The organism is Pantoea sp. MHSD4, assembly GCF_021043305.1.
GTDB lineage: Bacteria > Pseudomonadota > Gammaproteobacteria > Enterobacterales > Enterobacteriaceae > Pantoea > Pantoea eucalypti.
Genome location: NZ_JAJNDH010000004.1, coordinates 322,663 through 338,186, shown reverse-complemented (window position 1 = coordinate 338,186; position 15,524 = coordinate 322,663). Strand labels below are relative to the sequence as shown.

At 52.1% G+C, this 15,524-nt stretch carries 17 protein-coding genes; 10 read left to right on the top strand and 7 right to left on the bottom strand.

Translation table 11 applies throughout. The features are described 5' to 3' along the window. Nucleotides 1-29: 29 nt before the first annotated feature. The 5 genes from LQK91_RS14615 to LQK91_RS14595 all read right to left on the bottom strand — a co-directional run bounded on the left by LQK91_RS14615 (nt 30) and on the right by LQK91_RS14595 (nt 4,581). The gene (locus tag LQK91_RS14615) at nt 30-506 is read right to left on the bottom strand and encodes a glutathione peroxidase (RefSeq protein ID WP_008924774.1); all 477 of its coding nucleotides are present in this window, start codon (nt 504-506) and stop codon (nt 30-32) included. A 166-nt stretch (nt 507-672) separates the two neighbouring features. Then, nucleotides 673-1,695 (bottom strand): NADP-dependent oxidoreductase, encoded by a 1,023-nt coding sequence (locus LQK91_RS14610; protein WP_105099665.1) that lies wholly within the window; start codon nt 1,693-1,695, stop codon nt 673-675. Further along, on the bottom strand, nt 1,695-2,516 hold the full coding sequence (locus LQK91_RS14605; protein WP_105099666.1) for an oxidoreductase: 822 nt from the start codon (nt 2,514-2,516) through the stop codon (nt 1,695-1,697). Before LQK91_RS14605 ends, LQK91_RS14610 begins: the two co-directional genes overlap by 1 nt. 123 nt (nt 2,517-2,639) lie before the next feature. Next, nucleotides 2,640-3,422: an SDR family NAD(P)-dependent oxidoreductase gene (locus LQK91_RS14600; RefSeq protein WP_033762532.1), complete on the bottom strand. Its 783-nt coding sequence runs from the start codon at nt 3,420-3,422 to the stop codon at nt 2,640-2,642. A 67-nt stretch (nt 3,423-3,489) separates the two neighbouring features. Beyond that, complete coding sequence (locus LQK91_RS14595; RefSeq protein ID WP_105099667.1) at nt 3,490-4,581, bottom strand: alkene reductase; 1,092 nt, start codon at nt 4,579-4,581, stop codon at nt 3,490-3,492. Nucleotides 4,582-4,709: 128 nt separating this feature from the next. Here LQK91_RS14595 and LQK91_RS14590 point away from each other — a divergent pair, with 128 nt between their 5' ends. Beyond that, entirely contained in the window at nt 4,710-5,258 is a 549-nt protein-coding gene (locus tag LQK91_RS14590; RefSeq protein ID WP_105099668.1) for a TetR/AcrR family transcriptional regulator, read from the top strand. 175 nt (nt 5,259-5,433) lie between these two features. Here the strand turns inward: LQK91_RS14590 and LQK91_RS14585 are convergent, their stop codons facing one another. Both LQK91_RS14585 and LQK91_RS14580 read right to left on the bottom strand, forming a co-directional pair. Continuing rightward, nucleotides 5,434-6,234, bottom strand: a complete 801-nt coding sequence (locus LQK91_RS14585; RefSeq protein WP_003851631.1) for an SDR family oxidoreductase — start codon at nt 6,232-6,234, stop codon at nt 5,434-5,436. Nucleotides 6,235-6,669: 435 nt separating this feature from the next. Continuing rightward, nucleotides 6,670-7,143, bottom strand: coding sequence for an Lrp/AsnC family transcriptional regulator (locus LQK91_RS14580; protein WP_003851630.1), 474 nt, complete (start codon nt 7,141-7,143; stop codon nt 6,670-6,672). 161 nt (nt 7,144-7,304) lie between these two features. Between LQK91_RS14580 and LQK91_RS14575 the strand changes: the two genes are divergently transcribed. From LQK91_RS14575 to LQK91_RS14535, 9 genes are all read left to right on the top strand, one after another. After that, nucleotides 7,305-7,661, top strand: coding sequence for a Dabb family protein (locus LQK91_RS14575; RefSeq protein ID WP_003851627.1), 357 nt, complete (start codon nt 7,305-7,307; stop codon nt 7,659-7,661). Nucleotides 7,662-7,690: 29 nt separating this feature from the next. Beyond that, complete coding sequence (locus tag LQK91_RS14570; RefSeq protein ID WP_003851626.1) at nt 7,691-8,113, top strand: DUF2000 domain-containing protein; 423 nt, start codon at nt 7,691-7,693, stop codon at nt 8,111-8,113. A 97-nt stretch (nt 8,114-8,210) separates the two neighbouring features. Next, a complete protein-coding gene (locus LQK91_RS14565; protein ID WP_003851624.1) occupies nt 8,211-9,620 on the top strand; it encodes a phenylacetate--CoA ligase family protein in 1,410 nt (469 codons plus the stop codon). Further along, nucleotides 9,617-10,588, top strand: coding sequence for a branched-chain amino acid transaminase (locus tag LQK91_RS14560; RefSeq protein ID WP_003851622.1), 972 nt, complete (start codon nt 9,617-9,619; stop codon nt 10,586-10,588). Before LQK91_RS14565 ends, LQK91_RS14560 begins: the two co-directional genes overlap by 4 nt. A 21-nt stretch (nt 10,589-10,609) precedes the next feature. Next, entirely contained in the window at nt 10,610-11,197 is a 588-nt protein-coding gene (locus LQK91_RS14555; protein ID WP_105099669.1) for a bacilysin biosynthesis protein BacA, read from the top strand. Nucleotides 11,198-11,200: 3 nt separating this feature from the next. Next, the gene (locus tag LQK91_RS14550) at nt 11,201-11,746 is read left to right on the top strand and encodes a carboxymuconolactone decarboxylase family protein (RefSeq protein ID WP_003851618.1); all 546 of its coding nucleotides are present in this window, start codon (nt 11,201-11,203) and stop codon (nt 11,744-11,746) included. A gap of 15 nt (nt 11,747-11,761) precedes the next feature. Continuing rightward, nucleotides 11,762-12,733 carry an ornithine cyclodeaminase family protein gene (locus LQK91_RS14545; RefSeq protein WP_003851617.1) on the top strand — a complete coding sequence of 324 codons (972 nt, stop codon included), beginning with the start codon at nt 11,762-11,764 and terminating at the stop codon, nt 12,731-12,733. A 31-nt stretch (nt 12,734-12,764) separates the two neighbouring features. Further along, a complete protein-coding gene (locus tag LQK91_RS14540) occupies nt 12,765-13,391 on the top strand; it encodes a LysE family translocator (protein ID WP_003851614.1) in 627 nt (208 codons plus the stop codon). Between the two features lie 643 nt (nt 13,392-14,034). Further along, nucleotides 14,035-15,375 (top strand): MFS transporter, encoded by a 1,341-nt coding sequence (locus LQK91_RS14535; RefSeq protein WP_003851611.1) that lies wholly within the window; start codon nt 14,035-14,037, stop codon nt 15,373-15,375. Nucleotides 15,376-15,524 lie beyond the last annotated feature (149 nt).

Here is a 15,524-nt window from a genome sequence, read left to right as displayed (position 1 = left end):
TCAGGGCTGCATGCCTTTAATGCAGCCCCTTAAAGGGCAGCAATAATGGCGGCTTCCATTTTCCCGGGCGTGGTGGTTGGGGCAAATCGTTTGATCGGTTTGCCGTCGCGCCCGATAAGGAACTTAGTAAAGTTCCATTTAATACGCCCACCCAGCACGCCGGGCAATTCCTCTTTCAGGTACCGAAAAATCGGATGGGCTGCGGCGCCATTAACCTCTACCTTGCCGAACATCGGGAAACTCGCACCATAGTTGATGTGGCATGTCTGCGCGATCTCGTCGGCTCCGCCGGGCTCCTGTTTACCGAACTGATTGCAGGGGAATCCCAGCACCACCAGTCCCTGAGCAGCATACTTTTTGTAGAGGTCTTCAAGACCTGCGTATTGGGGCGTGAATCCACAATGGCTGGCGGTATTCACCACCAGAACCACGTTGCCTGCGAAGTCGTTCATTGAGATAAGCTCACCATTGAGGCTGGCGGCCTTAAATTGATAAAAGGGAGACATGTCACCCTCCTCTGAGCAAAACCCGGTATGCGTCAACAGTAGCACAGCACGAACAGCGGAGGGAGATGGTGCCCGGCAGAGAGTGCGCTCACAGACCCGTAATCCTGATGCCAATCTCTGCCGCCAGCGTACAGAATGATCTTTCGCTCCCGATGAGAGTCGGGGGCTATTCCTGCTGAACCTTAACCACAACTTTACCTTTTGCACGCCCTTGTTGAAGCCAGTCAAGCGCCTCCTGAGTTTTGGTGAAAGGGAAAACTCTGTCGATCACCGGCTTAATGTGTTCCGCTTCAATCAGGCTGGCTATATGGCTGAGCTGATTGCCATCGGGACGCACAAAATGAAAGGAATAATGCAGGCCACGTTTTTTTGTAAGTCGCACAATCTTACGGCTCATCAGGCTCAATATTAACCGCAGAACGATGTTCAGGTGTCTGGCTCGCGCGAAATCAGCGTCTAAAGGTCCAATCAGAGAGACTATTTTCCCACCGGGTTTTAGGATCTGCGTGGATTTCTCAATGGCATCCCCACGGAGCGTACCGAGAACAACATCATAATCCCTCAGCACCTGTTCGAATTCCTGTTTTTTATAGTCAACCACTTCATCTGCACCCAGCCGACTGACCCATTCCACATTAGCCGTACTGGTCGTCGTTCCTGTCTTTGCGCCAAGATGTTTCGCCAGTTGGATCGCAAAGCTGCCGATGCCTCCTGAACCTGCCGGAATGAAGACCTTCTGTCCCGCCTGCAGAGAGGTTCTCTCTGTGAATGCCTGCCATGACGTCAGACTCACCATCGGAAGCGAAGCCGCCTGAACGAAATCCAGATTCTTTGGCTTTATTGCGGCGTGACTTTCATGAACCCGCGCATACTCGGCCAGAGAACCCGTACCGGTATCGAAAATGCTGGCGTAAACCTCATCACCCGGCTTAAAGCGCGTCACGCGACTCCCGGTTGCGACAACCACACCCGCCAGATCGCTGCCGAGCGAAGCGGGCAGCTTAAAATGCAAAACCGGCTTGAACGTTCCCGCAGGGATCATGTTATCGATGGGATTCAGACCTACGGCATACACCTTCACCAGAATGTCTTCAGCGCCGTGAGAAGGATAATCGCTCTCTTCAAACCCCATTTCAGGTGATTTTCCGTAGCGTTTAAACGTAAAAGCTTTCATCGTTCGGGTTTTCATCATTCATTTCTCGCATCAAGCTGAAGGCTGTTTCGCACAACTTTGTCGAGCAATGAAGCGGGCGCAAAACGGCGGATAAAATTGAGTTTTGCAGCCAGCGTTCCTGCTGTATAGCGTACTTTTGGCCGTGCGCTCTGCGCCGCGTTAACCACGACCTCTGCCACCACCTCAGCGCTTTCTGCTTTAGCCATTGCCTTACTGACCACCTTCGTTAACTTAGCCCGAATGAGTTCGTACGCTTCAAGCTTTGCGTCTGGTTCTATATTGTGAGCTTCAAACTGCGTTTTTATGTATGCCGGTTCGATGACGGAGACCCTGATACCCTGTGTGCGCAGTTCATGATCGAGTGCGCCCGAGTAACCCTCTACGGCATGTTTACTGGCGGCATACAGGGCGACATAGGGCAATGGCACGATGCCGAGAATCGAACCGATGTTAATAATGCGCCCACTGCCCTGATGGCGCATGTGGGGCAGCACGGCCCGTGTCACTCTTACAATACCCATAAAATTGGTGTCGAAGATCTGCCGCGCCTGCTCAATAGAACTCTCTTCTGCGGCTGCCGGAGAAACCCCGAAGCCCGCGTTGTTCACGAGAAGGTCGATTCGGCCTTCCCGCTGGATTAACGCCTCAATGGCAGCTTTAACCGACGCGTCATCCGTCACATCCAGTGGCAGTAAGGGAAAAGCGTGTTCACCTGCCGCCGGACCACGCCGGCTTGTGCCATAGACCCGATAACCCGCCGCAAGAAGTTTATTAGCAGAGGCTTCGCCAATTCCTGAAGATGCGCCAGTCACAAGTGCTACACGTATTGTTGTCATGATGAGTATGACCTTAAGTTTGCGTTTGGATTTTTCTGCAGGAAAAAAGACGCAGCCGCAGATTAATCATTGGCTTCACTCTCAGCAGAACCCTGATGGAGGGTTCCGCTGAAATGACTTTTATTACAACGTTTTGTAGCGTTCTGCTGCTTCATCCTGTCTGATGTCTGACAGCAGACCCTGACGGGCGGTATCCAGCACATCCCAGCGCTCAGCATGATGCAAAGGCGGAATCGTCACGAGCTCGCGGCGGTCAAAGCCTGCCAGAGCGGCGTCAACCAGTTCGCCGACTTCCATCATTTTCGGCGCGTTAGTGATGTCGATACCGGCGCGATTCCATATTTCGGTGTAAGTCCCCGCCGGAAGTACCGCCTGGATATAAATCCCTTTTGATGACAGCTCTACGTTCATTCCCTGAGACAGGAACAGAACAAAGGCTTTGGTTGCGCCGTAGACCGTCATAGCAAATTCCGGGGCGAGTCCAACGATTGAACTGATATTGACGATTGAACCTTCTCCGGCGTCGGCAAAACGGGTAGCCGCAACACTGGCAAGTCGCGTCAGGGCGGTTACGTTTAAGGCGATAAGCTTTTCCATGGAATCCGGCGTTTGCTCGGTAAAACTGCCGGACTGAGCGATACCCGCGTTATTGATAAGAATACCTATCCCCGCATCTTCACGCAGGCGCGCTTCTACTGTGGTTAAATCACCCGCTTGAGTCAGATCGGCAGGCAGAACATCCACGGAAATGGTGTGTTCCTCTCGCAGCCGTTTCGCAAGGGCTTCCAGTTTTGTTTTATCGCGAGCAACCAGAACAAGGTCATGTCCACGGCGGGCAAACCGTTCTGCATAGACCGCACCAATACCTGCGGATGCCCCGGTGATAAGAACTGAAGGTTTTTTCATCATTTTATCTTCTTTGTTAGTGGGTAAGAATCGCCGTCGGCGAAGTATGTTAAGCACACCCAGGAATTTATTCGCTGGTATCGTTTAGTGACGGATAATCGGTATAGCCTTGTGCTCCACCGCCATACAGTGTTTCAGGATTGAGAGGGGCCAGAGGCGCGCCCGTTTTTAGTCTTTCGACTAAATCAGGGTTAGAAATGAAGGGGCGGCCGAACGCGAATAAATCGGCTTTATCCTGTGCAAGATGCTCAGATGCCAGTGCCAGGTCATAGCCATTATTAGCGATATAGGTGTTTCTGAAGCGGCGCCGCAGCGACGTGTAATCGAACGGCGTTGCATCACGGGGACCGCCCGTTACGCCTTCAACGACGTGCAGATAGGCGATACCTGAAGCATTAAGCTGGTCTGCCACATAGTCATATTGTGGCTGTGGATCGCTGCATGAAATCGCATTGGCGGGAGAGACAGGTGAGATGCGAACGCCCGTACGCTCTGCGCCGATCTCATCTTTGACGGCCTGCACGACTTCCAGCAGCAGGCGCGCACGATTCTCTACAGAACCGCCATATTCATCGGTCCGCAGGTTGGCACCATCCTTCAGAAACTGTTCCAGCAGGTAGCCATTCGCACCATGTATTTCTACGCCATCAAAACCGGCGGCAATGGCATTAGCCGACGCCTGTCTGAAGTCAGCGACAATCCCGTTTATTTCATGCAGTTCAAGGGCGCGGGGTTCAGAGACGTCAGCGAATCCGTTGTTCACAAAGGTTTTAGTTTCAGCGCGGATGGCCGAGGGTGCGACTGGTGCAGCGCCGCCGGGCTGTAAATCGACGTGTGAAATCCTACCCACGTGCCATAGCTGTACAAATATGCGCCCACCTTTCGCATGCACTGCGTCAGTCACTTTCCGCCAGCCGTCAATCTGCGCCTGGGTGTAGATGCCAGGCGTATCCTGATAGCCCTGCGCCTGCTCAGAAATCTGCGTGGCTTCGGTTATCAGTAATCCTGCAGTGGCACGTTGCGCGTAGTAAGTCGCTGCCAGTTCGCCCGGCACCAGTCCTGCTTCGGCCCGGTTACGCGTCAGCGGAGCCATCACTATGCGATTTGCCAGCGTGATGGACCCCAGTTCATAAGTTTGAAATAGCGCGTCATTGGTCATGATCATTCCTCGGTGAAGTAACGGGCAAAAGTACTTTTTTAATGATGATGATCGTAATCATTAATGTCAACTGGTTTGATTATGATCATCATCAATGTATAATCAGGCTCTGTGTCGGGAGGTAAAATATGAAAGTGTCCAAAGAGCAGGTTCGTGAAAACCGGTTGCGGGTCGTTGAAACCGCGTCAGCGCTTTTTCGCGAGCGTGGTTATGATGGAGTAGGCGTTGCAGAACTGATGTCAGCCGCAGGATTAACACATGGCGGGTTTTATAAGCATTTCGGGTCTAAAGCTGATCTGTTAGCCGAAGCGATGCGCTGCGGTTTTGCGCAATCCGCAGAAAAAACCCAGGGTGTGAGTCGCGAAACGTTTATCGAATACTATCTTTCCAGACAGCATCGCGATGATAGAGGAAAGGGATGTGTCATGTCGGCTCTGGGGACTGATGCAGCCCGTCAGTCTGAATCCATTCAGGAGACATTTGCGGCCGGGCTTGAACGGCAACTGTCTATTCTGGAATCAGAAAAAGCAACGCGCGCAGAACTGATCAATACCCTTGCGCATCTTGTGGGTGCGATAATGCTTTCGCGGGCCTGTCCGGACAACTCCGGGCTCGCTGACGAAATTCTGGACGTCTGCCGGACGCGTTTGCTTACGCCGGATGAAGATGAACATTGAGTCCCTATTTTTCCGCTCCACTGGTATGAAGCCACGACGCACTGACGGGAGTGTTCAGCTTGCTGGCGTGTAATTTATAGCAGCAGGCGTGCGAAATCAGGACCTCCTGTTCCGGATTTCGTACTGGCTGATGGATATAAACCTGCCGTCCATCTCCTGAACCAGCGACTCACGGTCAGCCGTTGTCGCGAAATCCAGGGTACAGGCTCATTCCGCCATCGATAAATAGCGTTGTCCCATGAACGTAGTCAGATAAATCGCTGGCAAGCCAGACGACGGCATTCGCCACGTCTTCAGCTGCACCGATGCGCCCGTAAGGAATGAGTTTCAATAACTCTTTGCCTGCCTCGCCCTGAGTCGCTTCCTCGTTGATGGCCGTGGCAATAGCGCCGGGGGCCACGGAGTTAACGCGGATGCGATCTTCACCCACTTCCTGTGCCAGGCTTTTCATCAGCAAATCAACCCCGCCTTTTGACGCGGCATAGTTGACGTGTCCGGCCCAGGGAATAAGCTGATGAACCGAACTCATATGAATAATTTTTCCCACCGCGCGGCTGAGGTGAGGGCGGTGCTCCTGGCTGCGGAACTGTCGCAACGCAGCGCGCGCGCACAGGAACTGGCCGGTGAGGTTGACGTTAATAACGGTGTTCCAGTCCTCAAGCGTCATCTCAATGGAGGGCGCATCCTTCTGAAGCCCTGAGTTTGCGACCAGGATATCCAGTCTGCCAAATTCAGCAATCGTCTGGTCGAAAAGGTTCTGCACGTCCGCTTCTTTCGATACATCTCCTTTAACTGCGATGGCACGTCCACCGTCTGCACGGATGTTTTCAACCAGTTTCTCTGCCGGTTCCGCCTGACTGTGGTAGTTAACCACCACACAGGCACCTTCTCTGGCGAGAGCTTCAGCACAGGCATAGCCGAGACCTGAGCTGGCGCCGGTGACCAGCGCAACCTGATTTTTGAGAGAAAAGATCATGAGGCTTCCTTAATTCAGTCAGTAATGGGCATCGTTAACCCGGCAGGCATCGTGCAGGATGGAATGGCGTTTGTTCGCTGACACGTTGACGTTCAGGCACTCAAACGCGGCTTAGCGGGTCAGCCGGATGCGATGCCTGGGCCTGAGTCACTGAATTATAGATGCGAAATTTAGGATTAGCAGCGATGACGGGCTTGACTGACGGGATCTTCGTTGCACAGGCTTTGCAGGAGCAGTGCCTGCGGGCAGGAAATGTGGATTCACCCTGGCAGGTTTTCTGGCGGGCAGGTCAATTGACTGCCCGATGCTCAGCTGAGTAACCGGGAGGCAATGCCCTGATGCCGCAGACAGCGGACGCCCGCTTAACCGGCGATGGCCGACCGGCAAAAGGGCCCGGCCTGAAACCGCCATCCTCAGCGAGGCCGGTGTCATCATCTATTCAGGCATTTTCTTAATAGGATAAGTCACGAGTGGTTTGATCTCCTTCAGCACAAACATGCTCTGCATCTCTTTGATGCCGGGTAACCGGCGTACCACGGACATGGCAAAATCGGCGTAGGAGTCGAGATCTGACGCCACCACCTGCAGGAGGAAGTCAGCATCGCCACCGATACTGTAGCAGGCCACCACATCCTCCAGCGCAGTCACTTCCTCTTCAAATTTTCGGGCCTCGGCTTCGCTGTGACTGTCAATGACGACCCGGATGAAAACCATCACGCCAAGACCAATTTTTTTGCGGTCAAGTACAGCACGGTAGCCCTGAATGACTTCATCTTCTTCCAGCTTGCGGACTTTGCGCCAGCACGGCGAGGCTGAAAGGCTTATTTTCTCTGCCAGCACCTGGTTCGTCACGCGCGCATCATCCTGCAGGATTTCAAGTATTTTCATATCTGTCGGGCTAAGGGCCATGCGGGAAAACTCCTTTCTACAGAGAGGCTTTAGAGGGTTATTTTTACCTAATTATCCGCATCGGGTAAATGATATAGGTAACAATTTTCTGCCCCGCTACGGCATAATACATTCATCTTTCTAATGAATATTATCAACGGAACAAGGAATGAACGGATCCTATGTTAATGCACATCGTCATGTTTACGCTGAAAAGTCCGTGGAGTTGGTCATCCCTGGAGACTATTGATGCAGAGAGAGCCACGCGTGCTCACCCGGATCATATTAATGAAATAAAAGGTTGGAGCTGTGGCAGGAATATCACCCGACGCGACATCGCAGCGGATTTTGTCGTAATTGGCCTGTTTGAGAACCGCGAAGATTTGAACGCCTATATTATCCACCCTGACCATCAGAAAGGCGTCGCCAAATGGAAATATATTGCGGACTGGAAGGTGGTTGATATTGAATTTCCCGGCGACTTTACATTAAACCGTGGTTTGCTCTCTGTACTGAATACGCTTTCGCACGCACATTAAGATCCATTCCAGAGAAGTGAGGAATTACGATGAAGTTCGACGCCAGTCAGCATCGCTGTACGATTATTATTGATAAAGATCTCCCGGCCGGTCTTGCCATGAACGCAGCAAGCGTTATCGGAATCAGTTTTGGACGCACGGTCGATAATCTCGTTGGACCTGATATGCAAAGCCTCGATGAAGTCAATTACCCCGGTGTTATTTACGCGCCTCTCCCGGTACTACTAGCTTCAGGTGATTATCTGCATGAATTACAAGCCAGTGCTGAAAGTGATGATGAGATGTATGTCATGCCATTCAGCGCACTGGCACAGTCGTGTAAAACCTATGAAGAGTATGGCGAAAGAATTTCGTCTGTGAAAAGCGAGAATATTGAGCTGGTCGCCATTGGCATTATCGGGCCTAAAAAGAAGCTGACCCGAATGACAGGGAATCTGCCGCTCTACAAATAAATCATCTTAAAGCGCGTTAAGCAGCCGATCGCATAGCGATCTCACCCTGCATGCCTGCCTGTTTTTATTTTAATTTATCCTGACTAAGGAAGAGAAGATGTACGCTATTTTTAAAGAACGAGTCATCGCGCAGGCGAAGGAGGTTTATTATCTGCATAGCGCCTTCCATGCGGGTAATATCAGCCTGAATGAGCTTGGTCTTCATCAGAATAATAAACTGCGAGAAGTGGTGAAATATGTTGCAGAGCATTCACCCTTTTATCGCGAGCATTTTAAAGGTTTAACGTCTTCCGATATTGAATCATTAACTACCGCTGGTCTCACGTCTCTTCCGTTCACGACTAAAGATGATCTGAGAATGCAAGGCGCAGCGCTGGCATCTGCCCCCCTTCATCAGAGCTGGATTTATTACGAAACGACAGGCACAACGGGGAAGCCGACGCCGTGCCCGCGTAATGAAACCGATTCGGTGCATAATAATACGCCTCTGATTATTCATTACCGTAATATCTTTGAGCAAATTGCGCCCCATCATGTGGTGGGCGTCATGGGGCCAACAGAACTTCATTCGACCGGGGATACCTTCGAGGATGTATTCCGCAGTCTGGGTTACAGCGTCGTCAAAATGTGGCCGCGTTCGCCCGTCGTGGGAATGAAGCGGGTAATGGCATTAATTAATGAACTGCAGATAACCGCACTGGTCTGTACGCCCGCCGTGGCGATTGCTGTAGCGCGTTTCATTAAAGATTCGGGCGGGGACCCATCGGCAACCAGCGTGAAGCTGATTCTTACCGTGGGTGAATTGACCACGCCACCTCTGTTAAGAAACATAGGTGAGATCTGGGGGGCAAAAGTCTATAGCTGTATGTATGCCTCACAGGAGTCTTCTATTCTTGCCGTGTGCGCACAGGATAGTCACCTCTACACCGTCCCGCTGAACAACTACTACGAGATTATCAACCCTTTCAGTGGCGCAGCCTGTGACATCACCACGGGACAGGGGGTAGGTGAGTTAGTCATCACGCATCTCTATAAGGGCCAGAAACCGCTAATCCGTTACCGTACCGGTGACATGGTACGGTCAACCTTGATGCCGGATGGCAGCCAGAAAATTGTGCCGATTGGTCGTGTTCGCGATGTCCTGACGCTCAACGGGCAGGCTTACTGTGCCTGGGACCTTGAAGCCGCGCTTCTTGAAAAACTGGAAGGCTGTCTGGATTACGCTATCCAGATTGACAACCGCGAAGGGAGAGATGTGCTCAACATCACGGTGGAGATGTTTAACCGGCAAGCCGATGTTTCTTCGTTACTCAGCAACGTCAAACGGCATATTGAACAGAACATTGCCGGTGTCAGCATTCACCTGATTGATGGCGAAACCAGTCGCGTAACCGGCACCTCTGCAATGGTGAGCTGGAAAGCGGCACGTATTCATGACCTGCGTCCGGCGGCAGATAACAGCGATCGTGACGCGGCACTTGCGCTGATTAATCGGGGATTTGAATGATGACAATCAGTGACGCTGATAAACGTGATGAAACCCGGTCGCCTCACCATCTATGGAGCTACCTCAACGGCGAGTTTATTACCGCCGATAGCGCGCTGTTACCGGTTACCACCCAGGCCTTCAATTATGGCACCGCTGTGTTCGAAGGTATTCGTGGTTACGCGCATCATGCTGATAACACCGTTAATGTGTTCCGTCTGGACGATCATATTAACCGGCTGATTCAGTCAGCCTTATTACTGCTGATTGATGATCTACCCGAACCTCAGGCGTTAAAGGCGTTAACGCTGGCGCTTCTGAAAAAAAATGATGTCGAAGACGACTGCTATATCCGACCGATAGCATATAAACGTCATCTTTTACCTGGCACCGGATTTGGCGTAAAGCTCTCCGGCGTCAGTAGCGGGCTTTCGGTTAATAGTCTGAATATGCGCGCCTATATAAAGCAGGGGGGGGTGAAGTGCACGGTTTCAGGCTGGCGTCGCATTGCCGATAATTCTATTCCCGCGCGGGCTAAAATTACCGGCAGCTACGTCAATTCGGCTCTGGCAATGGAGGCGGCTCATCGTGGCGGATATGATGACGCCATAATGCTTAACCACCACGGTTACGTTGCCGAAGCGACCACATCCAACGTGTTTATTGTGAAAAACAGGACGCTCATTACTCCGCCGGTTACCGCTCATATTCTGGAGGGTATTACCCGCAGCACCGTCATTGAACTGGCTACAACCTGCCTTGATCTGCGTGTCGAGCAACGGGATATATTGCCTTCAGAACTCCTGACGGCGGACGAATGTTTTTTAACAGGCACGGGCGTCGAAATATCGCCTGTCATTCAGATCGACCATCGCAAGCTGAATAGCATGGATGAGAAAAGTATTTCCCTGTCTGTTAAAGGTCTGTATGAAAAGTTAGTCCGCGGTCAGTTAACTGCCTTTAATCACTGGCTGACCCCTGTCTGTTAATTCATTAATTTAGGTGAAAAGATGCGCCATCATTTTATGGATATGGGCTTAACGCATGTTGTGAATTATCCCATTCATACTTTAGGCCCTTCAGGAACAAGCAGCGAATATGCCTCACAATTTTTCCATCGCTGGATGGGTGATCATTATTCTGACAGCTCTCATACGATTCATCTTGATGACTCCTATGAACTGGCAAGAAAAAATATTGATGAAGAGAACGGGTTATTAATTGTCGCCAATGCGTACCCTAAAATTAACGATTTTTATATGGACACCCGTCTGAAACTCTTAGCAACATTCCTTTATGACACGCCTCTTTATGGGCTGGTTGCTAACAGGGTTTTACCGGACAGGCCTTTGACGGTTGCCTCTCATCCGGCGCCTGTTCCATTGATTGCCGAATTACTCCCGGCCGGATTACGTATTACAAAGATTGTTGAGATGTCTTCTACCAGCGCGGCAGCACAGGCGGTGGCCTGCGGTGAAGTGGATATTGCGTTAACAACAGAAATTGCCGCCAGACTGCATAACCTTAATTTTATTTCGCGCACCCGCCCGATACATATGCTCTGGTCTGTTTTCGCCTCAACGATTCGTAAAGGATAAAAAATGACAATGTTTAAAATGCACACACTTGAAAGTGCACCCGCTGCCAGCCGCCCTTTGCTGCAAAGCTCCATTGACGGTTTCGGCTGGATTCCCTGGCAAAGTGCGTTCATGGCAGAGTCGCCCGCACTGCTCGCTTCTTACCAGTTCGCCCATGACGCCTTCTCTCAGTGCTCGCTGACAGAAGAGGAGCGGGCCGTTGTCTGGATCACCACAGGGCTGCTCAATCAGTGCGCCTATACGGTTCAGGCGCATAGCTGGATTGCGCAGCATAAAGGTGTATCGGCCGACATCCTGAGCAGGCTGACTGAGCAACCTGAAGCCCTGCCGGCGAAGCTGGCTGCGTTATACCACTTTACCCGCGACGTTGCTCTGGCTCAGGGTCAGATATCGCACAACGCGGTTAAGGCGCTTCTGGCTGCAGGGTACAGCCAGCAAAATGCGCTGGATGTGGTGCTTGGGGTCGCCCAGAAAACCATGTCAACGCTGCTTAACAGCATGGCAGATACCCAAATCGAACCGCATTTTCAGACCTTTTCGTCGCGATAACCACGGACATTCACCATGCAATTTATCCATCGTGAGCAGGTTGAGCAGATTTTATCGTCTGCGACATGCCTGCAGTTGAGCCGGGAGGCGTTTACCCTGATGAGCAGGGGCAAAGTTAAACAGACTTTGCGGAGTGTTATCGCTTCTGAGCAGGGTTCCCTGATGGGCACCATGCCCGCTTACATTGAGGATGGCCCCTATGCGGGATTCGGGCTCAAAACAGTCAGAGTCGATTTCAATCATCACAATCAGTCTACGTCCCATGAGGGGTGTATCCTGCTTTACGATGCCACTGATGAGGGCGATATCGTGCTGGTTGATGCCGCGTCTGTGACAGAATTACGCACAGCCGCCGCATCTGCACTGGCTACGGACCTGCTTGCTCACCAGAACGCAAGCCATCTGGCAATCCTGGGAACAGGGGTTCAGGCGCGAAAACATGTTCAGATGATCATGGCCGTTCGTGCAATCACGTATATCTCAGTCTGGGGAAGAAGCCGGGCTGGCGCGGCGCAGTTTGCAGCGTGGTGTCAGCACTATTCCGGGCTGCCCGTTACGGTTGCGGAAACGCCTGCTCAGGCCATCGCTCAGGCGGATATCATTTGTACGGTGACAGCGGCAAAAGCACCGTTTCTTCGCGCCAGCGATCTGCCTGCGCGCTGTCATATCAATGCCGTGGGGGCGTCTGCCCCCGGCTTTCAGGAAGTGGCGCCAGATATCTACACGGCGGTCAATCTGTATTTGGATTCCAGAGAGGCCGTCTGGAACGCCTCCTCCTGCCTACTTAAGGCAAAACAGCAAGGATTATTACTTCAGGACGCTTCAGGCACGGAAATAGGCACCCTGCTGACCTCAGGCGATCGTCCTGACCTCCCTGTGTCACAGAGAACGCTGTTTAAGTCCGTGGGGCTTGCCGTGCAGGATCTGGTTTTTGCCCGGGCTATCGTCGCCGGAAGCCGGTCCGCTATGAACAATACGCTGAAATAACTTTTCGCCCTCTCTTTCGACAGGAATCACTATGTCAGGAACTGCTCAGATACTCTCTTACATGGCTGCATTGGGACTCGCGGCCGCCATTCCGGGGCCGGGGATGACCGCATTAGTCGCCCGTAGCGTCAGTGGCGGTCTGATGACCGGCTTTACGATGCTGGCTGGCCTCATTCTTGGGGATTTGATCTATTTATCGATTGCCGTCTTTGGTCTGGCGGTAATCGCGCACAACTACACCTCCATTTTTACGCTGATTAACTGGGCTGCTTCACTCTATTTATGCGTGCTGGCATGGCAGTTCTGGTGCCACCAGCCGCAGGCGATAAACATCAATCAGAAAGCGACAAAACGGGAACTGGCATCGGCGTGGTTTTCCGGGCTGACGATTACGCTGGGCAATCCGAAGACCATCGCTTTCTATATGGCGATATTACCTCTGGTGATCTCGCTGGATAATGTCTCGTTGCAGATGTGGGGGGGAATGCTGGTGCCACTAACCGTATTTGTCCTGCTCTGTATTGGCGCAGTTTTCATTCTGGCGGCGCTCAGAATACGCCACCTCCTCACCAGCGAAAAAGCGCAACGACGCCTTTTCCGATCGGCCGGTTTCATTATGATGCTGGCCGCGGCAGGCATGGTCATTAAGACGCTGTAAAATCCGGTGGCTCCGCCTGCCGGCAGGGGCGGACTGGCACGTCTGTCCGGGATTGGCGGCAGTTGCGAACCCGACGGTCAGCGGCAGGGGCGGTAAGACGTGCGGCTGACCTGTCGCCTTGATATCAGCTTGATCGCTTAACGCCACGCCGGTGGCCGTCAGGCTGCAGGGGGGCTAGGCTGCACAGCCTGAATGCTGCGGGAAACGGACAGCAGCTTGCGGCTGCGGGATAACACATAGTTAACGCTGCACGGTTTCTCTGGCCGCTGCCAGCGCAGCAGCTGGAGGGTGATAAGCCCCGCAGCAGTTCACCGACTCACCCTCATGGAAGTTAACCGTCCTCCGCAGGCCTGCGTTACTTAACCTCTGCTTCCCTTTCGCGACGATCAGCGTCCCTCCTGACGATTACCGTTAATCAGCGCCAGAGATTCCCCGCTGCCTGCTCATTTACGGCATGCCCGTCACATAAACTAAAACTGCCTCATACTTTTCTGTGACAAATAACACAACCTGATTACATCTTCCGGCGGAGATGATTTTTTATCGTGATAATAGTTTTACTGAGTACATTGATGTTGTACTGAGTACAACAAGGCACTTTGCGCTTAGCGCGTTAAGTGATGAAAAAATTGTGAGGATCATCATGTCTGAAAAACAGCACATCACGACTTTCTCTGCCGATATTGAGCAGCAGACCGTTAAGAAGGTGGTCTGGCGCATTTTGCCCTTCCTGATTATTTGTTATCTGATTGCCATTATCGATCGCGGCAACATTGGTATGGCTTCGTTACAGATGAACGAAGATTTAGGACTGTCGAAAGCGGTATTTGGTTTTGCGAGCAGTCTGTTTTTCGTCGGTTACTTCCTGTTCGAGGTTCCCAGCAACCTCGCCATGCAGAAAATAGGCGCAAAAATCTGGATCTCCCGCATCATGGTGTCGTGGGGCATCATCTCGGTTTGTACCGCCTTTGTAGAGAGCGCCAATACCCTCTATGTACTGCGCTTTCTACTGGGGGCCGCGGAGGCAGGATTTTTCCCGGGCGTGATTCTGTATCTGACATACTGGATCCCCGGTAAGTACCGTGCCCGCGTGATTGCGACTTTCATGGTGGCTATTCCTGCAGCGAATTTTGTTGGATCGCCAATTTCTGGTCTGATTCTGTCACTGGATGGCTGGCTGGGCATGCGTGGCTGGCACTGGCTATTCATCCTGGAAGGCATTCCTGCGGTGATTCTGGGGATTGCGGCCTTCTTCGTATTAAGCAATCGTCCCACCAGTGCCAGCTGGTTAAATGAGGAACAAAAAGCGTGGCTGAACAGCACCCTTGAAGCTGAAAATGCGAAGAAGAAAGCCATTGGTCACATCTCTCTCTGGCAATTGCTGCGTCACAAACATATCTGGGTAATGGCGCTGATCTATGCAGGTGCGTCTGCGGCAGGCTCAACGCTAAGCGTCTGGTCTCCGCAACTGCTTAAATCGTTTGGTCTGGATAACCTGACCACCGGTTTGATCAATGCAATTCCATATGGTCTGGCATCGGTTCTTATGATTGTCTGGGGCAGAAGTTCTGACCGCAGCGGCGAGCGTCGCTGGCACACCGCGTTAACGCTGTTTCTGATTGCGGGTGGTTTGCTGTCCGCCTTCATCACCAATAGTCTGACCGGCAGCGTTGTCATCCTGTCGCTGGTTCTGATCGGCGCGTATTCGATGAAAGGGCCTTTCTGGGCACTGGCATCGGGGTGGATGTCATCCACTACCGCTGCTGCGGGCCTTGCTGCAATCGGCGCGGTGGCCAATCTGATTGGGGGAGGACTGATGGTTAACGTTTACGGCATTATTAATCAGGCGACCGGCAGTCATACTCTTGCCATGGTACCACTGGCTATCCTCTGCGGTGCTGGAGGTATCGCTGTGCTGGTCATGGGCCGTAAAAAAGAGTCGGCGATTAACGTTGAGAATAACGCTTCGCCAGTCGGCAAATAATCTCACCAGGCCAGCAGACATTAATCAAAATGTCTGCTGGTCACACCGCCCGGCTTTTTATCCTCGTAACTAACGCGCCGCTTGCTGCAGACACCTCAACCAGTGAGAATTGCCTGATAGCCTCAACGCTAAAGTGCATGATGAAACCA